This window comes from Streptomyces sp. NPDC107538 (assembly GCF_055657445.1).
The window spans coordinates 263544-277876 of sequence record NZ_JBVKAY010000006.1 but is presented as its reverse complement, the minus strand read 5'-3'; the positions used below and the strand labels follow the sequence as shown (position 1 = coordinate 277876).

Below are 14333 nucleotides of genomic sequence, written 5' to 3'. Positions count from 1 at the left end.
GAACCCGGTGAGCGGAGCCGTGTCGCCCCGCGTGCCACCACATTCCTGAGCGGGCGCGGGGCCGGGCAAGACCCCTTCCGTCAGACGGAAGCCCGCTGCGCACGGCTTTGCCAGGAGGAGGGCGGCCCGCCCGCCGCTGTTCGCACGGCGGACCTCCCCGCGTCACACCCGCGCCACGGACCCTTCCCCGGCGTTCGTTCCTCTTGGACCATTCCTTGCGCGTAGGCCACACCCGATCACATCCGACGCACCACGTCAGGACAAGAGGTCAGTCACCCATGCCTGAAGTCAACCGGCGGCGATTCCTCCAAGTCGCGGGCGCCACAACGGCGTTCAGCGCACTGTCGGCCAGCATCCAGCGGGCCGCGGCGCTGCCCGCGCACCACCGTTCCGGGACGATCGAGGATGTCGAGCACATCGTCGTCCTGATGCAGGAGAACCGGTCCTTCGACCACTACTTCGGCGCGCTGAGAGGGGTACGCGGCTTCGGCGACCCGCACCCGGTGACGCTGGACCACGGCAGGAGCGTGTGGCACCAGTCGGACGGCACGGCCGGCGCCAAGGACGTGCTGCCGTTCCACCCGGAGGCCGACGATCTCGGGATGCAGTTCCTGGAGGGCCTGCCGCACAGCTGGCCGGACGGGCACGCCGCCTACAACGCCGGCAAGTACGACAAGTGGGTGCCGGCCAAGGGCACCACGACGATGGCGTACCTGACCCGCGAGGACATCCCGTTCCACTACGCCCTCGCCGACACCTTCACCGTCTGCGACGCCTACCACTGCTCGTTCATCGGCTCGACCGACCCCAACCGCTACTACATGTGGACCGGGCACACGGGCAACGACGGCAAGGGCGGCGGCCCCGTCCTCGGCAACGACGAACTCGGCTACGACTGGACTACCTACCCCGAGCGCCTCGAAGCGGCCGGGATCTCCTGGAAGATCTACCAGGACATCGGCGACGGCCTGGACGCGGCCGGCTCCTGGGGCTGGATAGCGGACGCCTACCGGGGCAACTACGGCGACAACTCGCTGCTCTACTTCAACAAGTACCGCAACGCCAAGCCGGGCGACCCCTGGTACGACAAGGCCCGCACCGGGACCAACGCCAAGGCCGGCGACGGCTACTTCGACCTGCTGAAGGCCGACGTCAAGGCGGGGAAGCTGCCGCAGATCTCCTGGATCGCCGCCCCCGAGGCGTTCTCCGAGCACTCCAACTGGCCCTCGAACTACGGCGCCTGGTACATCTCCCAGGTCCTCGACGCGCTGACCTCCAACCCGGCGGTCTGGGCGAAGACGGCGCTCTTCATCACCTACGACGAGAACGACGGCTTCTTCGACCACCTCGTCCCGCCGCTGCCGCCGCGCGACGCGTCCCACGGAAAGTCCACGGTCGATGTCTCCCTCGACCTCTACAAGGGCGACGCCAACCGGGTCGCCGGACCCTACGGGCTCGGCCCGCGCGTCCCGATGCTGGTCGTCTCGCCCTGGAGCAAGGGCGGTTACGTCTGCTCGGAGACCCTCGACCACACCTCGATCCTGCGGTTCATGGAGCGCCGGTTCGGGGTGAAGGAGCCGAACATCTCGCCGTGGCGGCGGGCCGTCTGTGGCGACCTGACCGCCGCGTTCGACTTCTCCCGCAAGGACAGCCGGCCCGCCGCGCTGCCCGGCACCGACGAGTACGAGCCGCAGGACCGGGAACGGCACCCCGACTACAAGCCGGCCGTGCCGGCGGACCCGAGCATGCCCCGGCAGGAGCGGGGGCTGCGTCCCGCCCGGCCGCTCAAGTACGCGCCCCGGGTGGACGGTTCCGTCGACCCGAAGGCCGGGACCCTCACCCTCACGTTCGCCTCCGGCGGCAGGGCGGGGGCGGCGTTCCTGGTCACGTCCGGCAACCGTACGGACGGGCCGTGGACGTACACGACCGAGGCGGGCAAGGCCGTCTCGGACACGTGGAGCTCCGCGGCCGCCGGGGGGTCGTACGACCTCACGGTGCACGGGCCGAACGGCTTCCTGCGGGTCTTCGAGGGGCCGGGGGCGGTGCGTGGGGCCGAGGTCACCGCGCGGCACGTCGGCGACGATGTGGAGCTGACCTTCACCAACAGGGGCTCCGCCGCGGTGAGTCTGAAGGTCGTCAGCGCGTACGGGGGGCGGGCCCGGACGGTTCGGGTGCGGGCCGGGGGGATCGTCCGCGAGGTCTTCGAGCTGCGCTCCAGCCGACGGTGGTACGACCTGACGGTCACCGCCACCGGGGGGTTCCTCCGGAGGTTCGCCGGACACGTGGAGAACGGGCGGGTCGGGGTGAGTGATCCGGCGTTGGGGCGGCGGTAGGCGCCGGGCGACTTGGGGCCCGGGCGCCTAGTAGCTCGGCGGGACCTGTGATCGGGCGGGTAGCGGCCGTACGTGGCTGATCGCGCAGTTCCCCGCGCCCCTGGGGGGCCTGCGGCCCCAGGGGCGCGTCCGCCTGTTGCAACTGCGGGCAGTCGTGCCGCTGGGGCGGCACGGGTGGGCGCAGGCGGCGCGCTGTCAGCGCCGGTAAGCGCCTCCCGCCCCCCGTCTGCTCAGAGGGGGGTGAGGTGTCCAGGGGAGGGGGTGCTCGGGCGACGCGGTCGCAACGACGGTTCCGTGGGGGCGTGGTGGGGCTCCAGGGCCAGGACGGCCGCCACCGGGTGGTCCTCGTCCACCGGGGTGGGAGCCGTCGCCCGGGTCAGCAGGACCACGCCGCGCGCCGCGATCACGGCCCCCGCCACCGCGAGCAGCACCCCCGCGGCCCCACCCCGCAGGCCCTCGCCGAGCAGGGAGAGGCCGATCACCGCGGCGGCCAGCGGGTTGGCGAGGGTGACGACCGCGAGGGGCGCCCCCAGACCCCCTCGGTACGCCGTCTGGGAGAGCAGCAGCCCGCCCACCGCGAACGCGGCGACCAGCAGGGCCACCACGACGACCTCCACGTCGAGGAGGGACCCGGAGCGGTCCGTCGCGGCGACGGTGACGGTCTGGGTGAGCGCGGAGGCGACACCCGAGGCCATCCCGGAGGCCCCGGCGTGGCGCAGCCCCGGCTTGGCGCCGGGCCGGGAGAGCAGTCCGACCAGGACGACGGTCGCCCCGGCCACCGCGACGGCCTCCGGAAGACTCAGCACGTCGTCCGGGGCGGGCCCCGACGCGACGACCAGGATCGCGGCCAGCCCGGCCAGCGTGAGCGCGGTGCCCCGCCACTCCGTCGCCGTGACCCGCCGCCCCGCCACCCGCGCCCCGAGCGGCACCGCCGCCACCAGCGTGAGCGCGCCGAGCGGCTGCACGACCGTGAGGGGGCCGTACTTGAGCGCCACGACGTGCAGCAGCGCGGCGCCCGCGTTCAGCGCGACCGAACTCCACCAGGCAGCGCTGGCGAGCATCCGCCGTACACCGGTGCCGGCGCTGCGCGCGGCCAGCCGCTCCTGGGCCACGGCGGCGGCCGCGTAGCCGACGGCGGAGAGCAGGGAGAGGACGACGGCGACGAGGGTGGCGTTCATCGGCCCGCTCCGACCAGGACGGGCTCCTCGGCCGGTGCGAGGGCCGGGGCGTGCCGCCCGGCGGTGGTGACCGTCCGGTGCGGGAGCTGGATCACGGCGAGGGCGACGGCCAGCAGGGTGCCCGCCACGATCGCGTCCAGCCAGTAGTGGTTCGCGGTGCCGACGATCACGACCAGGGTCACCAGCGGATGCAGCAGCCAGAGCCAGCGCCATCGCGAACGGGTCGCGGCGATCAGCCCGATCGCGACCATCAGGGCCCAGCCGAAGTGCAGCGAGGGCATCGCCGCGAACTGGTTCGCCAGCGTGTCGGTGGTCGGCGCCGACGAGTAGACCGTCGGCCCGTACACCTGTCCGGTGTCGACGAGACCCGCGGCCTCCAGCAACCGCGGCGGCGCCAGCGGGAACGCGAGGTGCAGCAGCAGGGCGGCGGCGGTGAGGGCGGCCAGGACCCGGCGCGCCCAGACGTAGTGCTCCGGGCGCCGCAGATACAGCCAGACCAGGAAGGCCGCGGTGGCCGGGAAGTGGACGGTCGCGTAGTAGACGTTCGCGACGTGGACCAGCGTGTCGCCGTGCAGCAGCGCGGACTGCACGGACCCCTCGCCCGGCAGGTGCAGGGCCCGCTCCCAGTCCCAGACGTCCTGGGCGTTGCGGAAGGCCTCGGCGGTGTGGCCGTTGGCCAGCAACCGGCCGAACTTGTAGACGAGGAAGAGCCCTGCGACGAGCAGGAACTCACGGACGAGCGGCGGCCGCGCTATCGCGGCGGCCGGCTCTTTCGCAGGCTCGGTGCGGCATTCCATCCCCCGGCCCTTTCACTGACGGCGCTGGTGGCGCTGGTTCCCTTGGCGGCACAGACGATCGACACGGCGTCGTACCGATACGTGCTGGTACCGATACGAGAGTGTACCGATACGCTACTGTACCGAAACGGCGGGGTATCGATACGGCACTGTACCGATACGACAGCGTTCCGGTACAGTGGCGTTTCGACAGGCCTTTCGGCATGGGGACGACCGAAGGAGACACGAGTCATGACGTCGCAGGCAGCGGAGGGGCCGGAGACGGCCGTCGCCTCGCGCCGCTCCAAACTCACGCCCGAGCGTGAGCAGGAGTTCTTCGACGCTGTGCTCGAACAGATCCGTGAGTGCGGGTACGACGCGGTGACCATGGAGGGCGTCGCCGCGACCACGCGGTGCAGCAAGTCGACGCTCTACCGGCAGTGGCGGACCAAACCGCAGTTCGTGGCGGCCGCGCTGCGCGCCCGCCGCAGTGTCCGCTTCGCGGGGATCGACACCGGCACCCTCGCCGGTGATCTGCGCGAGGTGGCCCGGCACGCAGGGGCGGGCTACGTTCTGGAGGGCCGGCTGCTCCAGGCCCTCGGCCAGGCGTTCGTCCAGGACGAGGAGTTGCAGGCCGCCCTGCGGGACGCGCTGGTGGAGCCGGAGATCGAGGCGCTCAGGGCGATGATCGCCCGGGGAGTGGACCGGGGCGAGGTCGCCGCGGACCATCCGGCGCTGGAGTTCATCCCGGCGCAGATCTTCGGTGTGCTGCGGGCCCGGCCGGTTCTGGAGGGCCGGGACGCGGACGAGACGTACATCATCAAGTTCATCGAGGCGGCCGTGCTCCCGACGCTCGGCCTCGCGTGAGACTCAGGCCGCCGTCCGTGGCATGAACCGGACGACGACCTGATCGCGCCGCACCGTGGGGACGGGGGCGGCGCGTACCCCCGGCCGGGTGGGATTCCTCTGGAGCGGAGAGGATTCCCACCCGGCCGACTTGCTCTCACACGTCCTGGCCGCTGCCGCCCCCGCTGATCGACGCCTTCTTGATGCCCTTGGTGATCTCGTCGATCACCGACTGCTCGGGGGCCTTGTCGCTCACGTCGATGCCGAAGCGGACCACGACGAGCTGCGAGGAGTCGGCGGGGGAGGGGAAGGCCAGCGACTCGACATAGCCGTCGTCGCCCTCGCCCGTGACCACCTTCCAGCGGACGTAGTACCCCTTCTGACCGGCCACGGTCACCGCCTTGGAGGCCAGCTCCTCGTGCGAGGTGATCTTCCCGTAGCCCTCGGAGCCGTAGGCGTCCTCGGCGGCCTGGGAGATGTCCTCCTTGGCGGCGTCCTCGGCGGTGGTGGCCTTCAGCTTCAGCAGCTCGGCGGGCGACGAGTAGGCGCCCCCGCGGGTGCAGGTCTTCGTGGCGTCCGCCGGGCACTCGTACGAGGCCTCCGTCGTCACCTGCGCACCGGCCTGCAGCGGCGAGCCCAGCCAGCCGTCCGGCACCGGGATGCTGATACCGCTGGTCGTGTCGGTGGCGTACCCCTCCTCCAGCTGCGGCGGCTGCCCGGACCCGTCCGGCGCCGGGGTCTGCCCACCGGAGCCACCGGAGCCACCGGAGCCGCCCGGATCGCCGGGGCCGCCCTGGCCGCCGGAGTTGCCGCCCGGCCCGCCCTGTCCGCCGTCGGTACCGCCCGTGCCGTTCTGTCCGCCGGGGCCCTGGGACGTCGCGCTGCCCCCGCCGCCCCCGTCGTCGCCGGCCAGGGCGTACACGCCCACCCCGATGCTGGCCAGCACCGCCGCCGCCACGGCCACGGCTATCCCGGTGCGCAGACCGCGCTTCGGAGCCGCGGCCAGGTACCCGGGATAGCCCGGATACCCGGGGTGGCCCCCGGGCGCCGGCGGATAGGGAGCGGCGCCCGCCGGGTAGGCCGGGGGACCGAATCCCGCGGCCGAACCCACGGGCCGGACCTGGTCCGTCCACGCCTTGCCGTCCCACCAGCGCTCGGTGGCGGGCGCGTCATTTGTCTGCCCGGGGTCGGGGTACCAGCCGGGAGGAGTCACCTGCGTCATGGACCAACCGTATGAGGCCGGAGTGAAAACCGGATGAGAGGGCACGGATATTGCCCCACCCACCGCCGCTCGCGGTGCCATCCACCGCAGTCTTCCGTTCCCCGTTCCCCGTTCTCCGTTCTCCGTTCCCCGTTCCCCGTGCGGGGTGCGGGGTGCGGGGTGCGGGGTGGCGGGCGCCGCGTGCCGTCTGCCGTCCGGGCCGCCGGAGTTGCCGGTCGGTCCGGGCGGCTGCCCTCGGGACCGGACGGTGTTATCGCTGCCGCATGCGGTCGGCCGTCCGGTGCTGCCGTCAGGCGCCTGCCGTCCGGACCGCCGGAGTTGCCGCGTGGCCCGCGCAGTGGTCCGCCGGCCCGGAGTGCGGATTCCCCGCCGACTGCCCGAGTCCGCTGACGACTGGCGACTGGCGCCGAAGTGGACGCAGGTGGATGGGTGTGCCTGCCCGGCGGAGCCTCAGCCGCACGGCTCTCGCCCCGGCTGCTCACCGTACGGTCAGCCGTACCGGTGGCCGCACGGTGAGCGCCGCTGCCGGCAGGGGTGGCAGCCCCCGGCGCCCCGGGGTCACCGCGCCCAGCACGCTCGGGTGGCGGGCGCCCGTGCTCGCCGGGTCGGTGCCAAGCAAGGCGGACACCCCCGCCCCGCCCAGCAGCCCCAGCGCCACCGTGAACGACTGCCACGACCCGTACAGCCCCCGTCTGCCCGGCGGCGCGAACTCCGTCATCACCGACACCGCGCCCCCGAACTCCCCGCCCGCTGACAGCCCTTGGAGCACCCGGAGGAAGGTCAGCAGCCACGGTGCGAGGGCGCCGACCGTGTCGTACGTCGGGAGCGCGCCGAACAGGGCGGCGCCGACCGGCCGGAAGAAGAACGCCAGCGCGAACGAGGCGTACGTCCGCACCAGCCCCTCGGCCTCACCGCCGCCCTCCGGCGTGAAGAACCGGGCCGCGACGACCGTCGCGAAGTAGCCGTAGACACCGAACTCGTACCACTCGATGAGGTTCCCCACCGACCCCGCGAACAGTGCCCCGCGGGACCGTGCGGGCCCCTCGGGCCGGGCGGGGCACGGGGTACGGCCGGGGTCGGGTGGGCGCATGGACTCTCCTGGCGGGGACGGGACGCCGCCGATACCGCAGAACGGCAAAAACGGTGGCGGATCACGGGCAGTTGACTGTCCATCACCTTCAACGCGGCAGGTGGGCGGCCGGATGCGTCGCCCCGGGGCCCTCCGATGTCACCCGACACGGCAATAGGTGCCCGGACCAGCCTCCACTTCGGCAGCCGGAGGGCTACGCTCAATCACCTGTACGTCGTTCGGGCGACGCTGGGGAGGTAGCGGGATGACGGAGGGACGGCCCGGTGAGGCCGCCTCGGCTTCCCTGTGGGAGCGCGACGCGGAGATCGCCGCCCTCACACAGGCGATCGACGAACTCCGCGTCGACACGGCATCTCCGGGCAGTGTCCTGGTGTTCAGCGGTGAGGCGGGCATCGGCAAGACCGCCCTCCTGACCGAGGCCCGCCGGATCGCCGAGGAACGCGGCTGCAAGGCCTGGTACGCACGCGGCGGCGAGACCCCGTCGCGTCCGTCCCCTTCAACGTCGTACGGCAGCTGCTGAAACCCGCGCTGACCGGGCTGCTGGAGGAGGAGGTCCGCGAGTACCTGGGCGACTGGTACGACATCGCCGGACCCGCCCTGGGACTCACGGAGCCGGGCGAGGGCCCTGCCGACCCGCAGGTCGTGTGCGACGGGCTGGTCGCCGTCATGAACCGGCTCTCCCGGGTGAGCTGGCCGCTCGTGCTGCTGATCGACGACGCCCACTGGGCCGACCAGGAGACCCTGCACTGGCTGTCCGGCGTCGTCGACCGCCTCACCGAGATGTGCGTCCTCGTCGTGGTGGCGCACCGGCCCGGTGAGGCCACCCGCGAGGGCAGCCGCCATCTCGCCCGGGTCGCCGCCGAGTCCCGCCCGGTCCCCACCCTCAGACTCCTCACGCCCGGGGCCACCGCCGGGCTCACCCGCGCCACGGTCGGCGAGCACGCCGACGACCCGTTCTGCCGCGAGGTGTGGGCGGTGACCGGCGGCAACCCGTACGAGACCGTCGAACTCCTCGCCAAGGTGCAGGACAGCGAACTGGAACCGGTCGAGGACTCCGCCGCCGAACTGCGCGCCCTGAACCGCACGGCACGCGGCCGCGGCCTCGTCGCCCGGCTGGAGACGCTCGGCGTCGACGCCACCCGCTTCGCCTGGGCGGCGGCCATCCTGCACACCGGCATCTCCGTGGAGATCGTGGCCCGGCTCGCCTCCCTGAGCCGGGAGACGGCGGCGCAGTGCGCCGACCTGCTGACCGCGGCCCGTATCCTCACCGAGCCCAGTCCCGTCAACCGGCGGGCGGAGGCCGGGGACCTGGAGTTCGTGCACCCGCTGATCGCCACCGCGGTCTACAAGTCGATTCCGCCGGGCATCCGCACCGCGTTCCACGGCGTGGCCGCGACGGTCGTCAGCGAGTCCGGGCGGGGTGCCGCGGCGGCCTCACGCCATCTCGTCGAGGTGCACGCCGACGGTGACCCCGAACTGGTCGAGCAGTTGCGGGCCGCCGCGCGCGAACACCTCGCCGTGGGCGCCCCGGACGCCGCCCGCCGCTGTCTGGAGCGGGCCCTCAAGGAACCACCGCCCCAGGAAATCCGCGTCCGAGTCCTCTACGAACTCGGCTGCGCCACCCTCCTCACCTCCCCCGCCACCACGGTCGAACACCTCCGCGCGGCCCTCGCGGAACCGGGGCTGGACAGCACGGAACGGGTGGACGCGGTGTTCCGGTTGTCGCAGGTGCTGCTGCACAACAACCAGTTGGACGAAGCCGTCGATACGATCGACACGGAGATCGCCCGGCTCGATCCCGGCCCCGCCCGCATGCGACTGCAGGCGGTGCGCTACATGTGGGAGGGCGTCCACGCGGGCGAGGAACTCCCGCAGACACACTCCCAGGACCTCGCCACACTGGCCGCGACCTGCACGGGTCACGACAACTCGGAACGCGCGCTGCTCATCCTGCGTGGCTTCGACGCGATGACACGGGGCGAGAACGCCGAAGAGGTCGTCGAGTTCTGCGACCGTGCTCTCGTCAACGGCCGTCTCGCGCCCGGACTCGGCTGGACCGACACGGAGTGGGGCATCGAACTGCTGCTGATGCTGGCCAGCGCGTATGCCTACGCGGACCGGCTCGACCGGGCGGAGAGCCTGTACACGGAGGCGCTGCGCACCTACGAGTCCGCCGGCTGGGGCGGCGGTCACCTGGCTCTGGCCCACGCCTATGTCGGGCTCGGACACCGCTTGCGCGGCCGCCTCAGGGAGGCCGAGTCCCATCTGCGCCAGTCTCTGGTGCTCGCCGAGCGGGTCGGTCGCGGTCTGCCTCTGTACTGGACCACGACCTGCAACCTCGTCGACACGCTCCTGGTCCGCGGGCACGTCGAGGAGGCCTGGGAGGTCGCCGAGCAGTACAACTTCGCCCCGCCGTACCCGTCGACCATCGTGCTGCCGGAGCCCCGTTCCGTACGGGGACGCCTGCTTCTCGCCGTGGGCCGGACCAAGGAAGCCATCAACGAACTGGAGGCCGCCGAGAAGGCGACGGCCGCCCGGGGCCACTACAACCCGGTCTCCGCCACGTGGGGCGGAGCCCTCGCCCGGGCCCTGGCCACCGAGGACCCGCGCCGCGCGGCCGAACTCGCGGCGACCGTCCGTCGCCGTGCCGAGCGCTTCGGGACGGACACGGCCATCGGCGAGGCCCTCCGTGTCGAGGCGGCACTGGCCACGGGCCGTAACGCGGTCTCTCTGTACAGCCAGGCGGTCACCTACCTGGCGGCCTCGCCCTCCGCGTACGAACACGCCGCGGCCCGCGTCGAATACGGCACCGCCCTCCGCTCGGTCTCCGAACTCAATCGGGGCCTGACGTTGGCCGAGTCCTGCGGTGCGGACGGCCTGGTCCGACAGGCACGGGAGGCGCTCGCCCGGATCGGCTAGCGGCGGACGCCGGGGCGATGGATCCCCGGCCCCCGATTCCAGGAAATCCGGTCAGCCCTCGCCCCCGCCCCCGCTTGCGTCCTCGTCCTCCTCCGCCAGCACCCGTTGCGCCGTCGCGAAGGCGGAGTTCGCTGCCGGGACTCCGCAGTACACGGCGGTTTGGAGGAGGACGGCGGCGATGTCGTCGGGGGTGAGGCCGTTGCGGCGGGCGGCTCGGATGTGCATGGCGAGTTCGTCGTACTGGCCGTGGGCGATGAGCGCGGTCAGGGTGATCATGCTGCGTTCACGGCGGGAGAGGGTGGGGTCGGTCCAGATCTCGCCCCAGGCGTAGCGGGAGATGAAGTCCTGGAAGCGGGAGGTGAAGGGCACCTGCCGGGACTGGGCGCGGTCCACGTGGACGTCGCCCAGGACCTGGCGGCGGACCTCCATCCCCCGCTTCGCGTGTCCGTCGAAGTGCCCGCGTAGCGCGGCCAGTACGGCCTCCGGCCGCTCGGCGGGGGCCAGATGCGACGCGCCGGGGATCTCGGTCAGCGACGCCCCGGGCACCGCGTCCGCGATCTCCCGCAGATGCGCGGGCGGCGTCGCCGGATCCTGCCGGCCGGCCACGAGCAGCGTGGGCGCGGAGATCCGGGACAGCTCCTCGCGGATGTCGAACGCGGCGAGCGCGTCGCAGCACGCCGCGTACGCCCCCGGATCGGCGCGCCGATGGTCCTCGACCAGCTCCGGTACGGTGAAACCGGGCGTGAACCAGCGCGAGTCGGCGCTCTCCGCCAGCCCGGCCAGCCCCTCCCCGCGCACCAGCTCCGCCCGCTCCCGCCACGGCCGCTCCCCGTTGAAGTGGGCGGAGGAGCAGAGCACGGCGAGGGAGGAGACCCGGTCCGGATGGTGTGCCGCCAGCTGAAGACCGACCGCGCCGCCCAGGGACACCCCCGCGTACGCGAACCGGTCGATGCCCAGCGCGTCCGCCAGGTCCAGCACCAGCGCGGCCAGATCGGCGACGGTCGCTCCCGGGGCGATCAGGCCGACGGGGGAGTCGCCGTGTCCCGGCAGATCCCAGCGGATCACCCGGTGCGTGACCGAGAGTTCGGGCGCCACCTTGTCCCACAGCTTGGTGGAGGTGCCGAGGGAGGGGCCGAGCAGCAGCGGGGGAGCGGAAGTCGGGCCTTCGGCGCGGTGGTTGAGCAGCTTGTTCGTCAACGTCGCTCCAAGGCGCGGTCGGTGAGGGCTCCGGCGGAGCCGGTGTAGTGGGTGGGGTCGGTGAGGTCCGCGAGGTCGACGTCCTTCAACTCCGGCTCCTCCGCGAGGAGTTCGCCCAGGGGGCGGCCCTCGGCGTAGACGCGCCCGGCCGCCCTGGTGAGCAGTTCCTTGGCGCGGGCCCGCCCCAGCACCGGGGCCAGCTCGGCGGCCAGCCGCTCCGAGACGATCAACCCGTGGGTGAGGTCCAGGTGGTGACGCATCACCTCGGCGTGCACCCGCAGACCCCGAACGAGTTCCTCCGCGTCCCGCGCCGCGCCCCCGACCAGCCGCAGCAGATCGCGCAACGGCTCCCACTCCGCGTGCCACGCCCCGGCCGGCCGTTCGTCCTCGGCGGCCAGCGCGCCGTACAGCGTCGCCGCCAGCTGGGGCGCCCGCCGGGCCGCCGCCGCGATCAGCGTGGACCGTACGGGGTTCGCCTTGTGCGGCATCGCCGACGAACCGCCCCCGCTGCCCTCGGCGACCTCCGCGATCTCCGTACGGGCCAGGGTGAGGACGTCCACCGCGATCTTCCCCAGGCCACCCGCCGTGAAGGCCAGCGCCCCGGCCAGGTCCGCGATCGGGGTGCGCAGGGTGTGCCACGGCAACTCGGGTGCGCGTAGGCCGAGTTCACGTGCGTACGCGGCGCTCAGCGCGGCGGTGTCGGTCGCCCCGAAGACGGTGAACGCCGCCAAGGTGCCCGCCGCGCCCCCGAGTTGGGCGGGCAGGCCCGCCCGGACGACCGCGAGTCGGTCCCGGGCGTCCAGGAGCAGTGAGCGCCAGCCCGCCGCCTTCAGCCCGAAGGTCGTGGGCACGGCGTGCTGGGTGAGGGTGCGGCCGGGCATCGCGGTGTCCCGGTGCGCGGCGGCGAGCGCGGCGAGTGCGGACTCCGTACGGCCGAGGTCGGCCAGGATCAGGTCCAGGGTGCGGGCGGCGACCAGCATCGTCGCCGTGTCCATGATGTCCTGGCTGGTCGCGCCCCGGTGGACGTACGGCCCGTACTCCGGGCCGACCGCCTTCGTGAGGTCCGCGACCAGCGGGATCACCGGGTTGCCGCCGGCGCGGGCGCGCTCCGCCAGGGACCGTACGTCGAGGGCGGCCGAGTCCGCCGCCGAGGTCACCGCCGGCCCGGCCTCGGCGGGGACCAGCCCCAGCGCGGCCTGGGCGCGGGTCAGCGCGGCCTCGGCGTCGAGCAGCGCCCGCAGCCAGGCGGCGTCGCCCGTCGCAGCCGCGGCCGGGGAACCGGTCCACCCGGGGGCGAGCAGACCGGTGTCGGCGTCGGTGTCGGGGTCGGGGTCGGGGTCGGGGTCGGCAGACGTCACTGGAACTCCAGGAAGACCGTTTCGCCTTCGCCCTGAAGGCGGATGTCGAAACGGTAGGCGCCGGGCCCCTGCTCCTCGGCGATCAGCGTGCCCCGGCGCGCCTCGTCCACCCGGGAGAGCAGCGGGTCGGCGGCGAGCGCGGCCTCGTCGCCCGGCAGATAGATCCGGGTGAACAGGTGCACGAGCAGACCTCGCGCGAAGACGCACACGCTCAGATACGGCGCGTTGTGCCCGCGTGCGCCGGGCCGCAGCGTACGCGCCGTCCAGTGCCCGTTCGCGTCGGTCTGGATACGTCCCCAGCCGGTGAACTCCACGCCGTTGCGGCCGAGGAAGCCGCCGCTCGCCGGGTCGCGCCGCATCGAGCCGTCGACCCGGGAGAGGTTGCCGTCCGGGTCCGGGCCCCACAGCTCCAGGAAGGCGTCCGGCAGCGGGTTGCCCTCGCCGTCGAGGATGTGGCCCTGGAGGGAGATGGTGTCCGGGTGGCCGACGGGGGCGATGTCGCCGCCGCCGGGGAAGGGCAGGGCGTGGCCGTAGAAGGGGCCGACCGTGTGCGACGGGGTCGGGAGGACCGTCTCGGGACGGCTGGTGTCGATCTTCGTCATGGCAGGTCAGCGCCCTTCTTCGATCCAGGTGGCCTGCGGGCCGTCGAGCACGATGTCCCAGACGTAGCCCATCGAGAACTCCGGCACGGACAGGCTGTGGTCGTACGTCGCGACCAGCCGCTGCCGGGCCGCGTCGTCCGTCACCGACTGGATGATCGGGTCGTACGGGAACAGCGGGTCGCTCGGGAAGTACATCTGGGTCACGAGCCGCTGCGTGAAGGCCGTGCCGAAGAGCGAGAAGTGGATGTGGGCCGGGCGCCAGGCGTTGACGTGCTGCCGCCACGGGTACGGGCCCGGCTGGATCGTCGTGAAGTGGTAGTGCCCGTCGGCGTCGGTGAGGGTGCGGCCGACACCGGTGAAGTTCGGGTCCAGCGGCGCGTCGTGCTGCTCGCGCTGGTGGGCGTAGCGGCCGGCGGAGTTGGACTGCCAGATCTCCACCAGCTGGCCGCGCAGCGGGCGCCCGTCGCGGTCGAGGAGCCGGCCGGAGACGGTGATGCGCTCACCGATCGGCTCACCGTTGTGCTGCCGGGTCAGATCGTTGTCGATCTCGGTGATGTCCCGCTCCCCGAACGCGGGCGCGGACAGCTCCACCAGCTCCGGGTCCTTGGTCACGTCGATCGGGATCGGCGGCTGCTTCGGGTGCCGCAGTACCGAGGACCGGTACGGCGCGTAGTCCCGGCGCGGCTGATGTTCCACCGGCGCCCCGTCGGCGACCCGCTTCTCGTAGGCGGCGTGCTCGGCGGCGATCTCTTGGTCGATGTCGTGCTGGGTGAGGGTCATGGGGTGTCCTGGGGTGTCCTGGGGTTCCTGAC

General features: G+C 73.0%; 9 protein-coding genes and 2 pseudogenes. 3 read left to right on the top strand and 8 right to left on the bottom strand.

The features are described from left to right. The first annotated feature begins 278 nt into the window (after positions 1-278). Positions 279-2333: a phosphocholine-specific phospholipase C gene (locus ACZ7MG_RS22980; protein ID WP_471390755.1), complete on the top strand. Its 2055-nt coding sequence runs from the start codon at positions 279-281 to the stop codon at positions 2331-2333. 230 nt (positions 2334-2563) lie between these two features. On the opposite strand, the gene ACZ7MG_RS22975 is transcribed toward ACZ7MG_RS22980, so the two are convergent. Together ACZ7MG_RS22975 and ACZ7MG_RS22970 are read right to left on the bottom strand one after the other, a co-directional pair. Further along, the gene (locus tag ACZ7MG_RS22975) at positions 2564-3511 is read right to left on the bottom strand and encodes a DMT family protein (RefSeq protein ID WP_471390757.1); all 948 of its coding nucleotides are present in this window, start codon (positions 3509-3511) and stop codon (positions 2564-2566) included. Further along, positions 3508-4308: a phosphatase PAP2 family protein gene (locus tag ACZ7MG_RS22970; RefSeq protein WP_471390758.1), complete on the bottom strand. Its 801-nt coding sequence runs from the start codon at positions 4306-4308 to the stop codon at positions 3508-3510. Before ACZ7MG_RS22970 ends, ACZ7MG_RS22975 begins: the two co-directional genes overlap by 4 nt. 231 nt (positions 4309-4539) lie before the next feature. Here ACZ7MG_RS22970 and ACZ7MG_RS22965 point away from each other — a divergent pair, with 231 nt between their 5' ends. Next, on the top strand, positions 4540-5154 hold the full coding sequence (locus tag ACZ7MG_RS22965) for a TetR/AcrR family transcriptional regulator (protein WP_471390761.1): 615 nt from the start codon (positions 4540-4542) through the stop codon (positions 5152-5154). 136 nt (positions 5155-5290) lie between these two features. On the opposite strand, the gene ACZ7MG_RS22960 is transcribed toward ACZ7MG_RS22965, so the two are convergent. Beyond that, positions 5291-6355, bottom strand: coding sequence for a DUF2510 domain-containing protein (locus tag ACZ7MG_RS22960; protein WP_471390764.1), 1065 nt, complete (start codon positions 6353-6355; stop codon positions 5291-5293). 589 nt (positions 6356-6944) lie between these two features. Then, a pseudogene (locus ACZ7MG_RS22955) lies at positions 6945-7445 on the bottom strand (MFS transporter); the annotation flags it as partial. Between the two features lie 244 nt (positions 7446-7689). Here ACZ7MG_RS22955 and ACZ7MG_RS22950 point away from each other — a divergent pair. After that, positions 7690-10364: pseudogene (locus ACZ7MG_RS22950) on the top strand (ATP-binding protein). A 51-nt stretch (positions 10365-10415) separates the two neighbouring features. Here the strand turns inward: ACZ7MG_RS22950 and pcaDC are convergent. Genes pcaDC through pcaH form a run of 4 tightly spaced genes read right to left on the bottom strand, consistent with a single transcriptional unit; the run spans position 10416 to position 14301 of the window. Beyond that, on the bottom strand, positions 10416-11561 hold the full coding sequence (gene pcaDC / locus ACZ7MG_RS22945; protein WP_471390770.1) for a bifunctional 3-oxoadipate enol-lactonase/4-carboxymuconolactone decarboxylase PcaDC: 1146 nt from the start codon (positions 11559-11561) through the stop codon (positions 10416-10418). Further along, positions 11558-12919 carry a 3-carboxy-cis,cis-muconate cycloisomerase gene (pcaB, locus tag ACZ7MG_RS22940; RefSeq protein ID WP_471390773.1) on the bottom strand — a complete coding sequence of 454 codons (1362 nt, stop codon included), beginning with the start codon at positions 12917-12919 and terminating at the stop codon, positions 11558-11560. Before pcaB ends, pcaDC begins: the two co-directional genes overlap by 4 nt. After that, positions 12916-13521 carry a protocatechuate 3,4-dioxygenase subunit alpha gene (gene pcaG / locus ACZ7MG_RS22935; protein WP_471390776.1) on the bottom strand — a complete coding sequence of 202 codons (606 nt, stop codon included), beginning with the start codon at positions 13519-13521 and terminating at the stop codon, positions 12916-12918. Before pcaG ends, pcaB begins: the two co-directional genes overlap by 4 nt. A 6-nt stretch (positions 13522-13527) precedes the next feature. Next, positions 13528-14301, bottom strand: a complete 774-nt coding sequence (gene pcaH / locus ACZ7MG_RS22930; RefSeq protein ID WP_471390778.1) for a protocatechuate 3,4-dioxygenase subunit beta — start codon at positions 14299-14301, stop codon at positions 13528-13530. Between the last annotated feature and the right edge of the window lie 32 nt (positions 14302-14333).

What these genes read in the sequence shown, in the direction of transcription:
- ACZ7MG_RS22980 (WP_471390755.1), top strand. Translation starts at nt 279, where the DNA reads ATGCCTGAAGTCAACCGGCGGCGATTCCTCCAAGTCGCGGGCGCCACA.
- ACZ7MG_RS22975 (WP_471390757.1), bottom strand. Translation starts at nt 3,511, where the DNA reads ATGAACGCCACCCTCGTCGCCGTCGTCCTCTCCCTGCTCTCCGCCGTC.
- ACZ7MG_RS22970 (WP_471390758.1), bottom strand. Translation starts at nt 4,308, where the DNA reads ATGGAATGCCGCACCGAGCCTGCGAAAGAGCCGGCCGCCGCGATAGCG.
- ACZ7MG_RS22965 (WP_471390761.1), top strand. Translation starts at nt 4,540, where the DNA reads ATGACGTCGCAGGCAGCGGAGGGGCCGGAGACGGCCGTCGCCTCGCGC.
- ACZ7MG_RS22960 (WP_471390764.1), bottom strand. Translation starts at nt 6,355, where the DNA reads ATGACGCAGGTGACTCCTCCCGGCTGGTACCCCGACCCCGGGCAGACA.
- pcaG (WP_471390776.1), bottom strand. Translation starts at nt 13,521, where the DNA reads ATGACGAAGATCGACACCAGCCGTCCCGAGACGGTCCTCCCGACCCCG.
- pcaH (WP_471390778.1), bottom strand. Translation starts at nt 14,301, where the DNA reads ATGACCCTCACCCAGCACGACATCGACCAAGAGATCGCCGCCGAGCAC.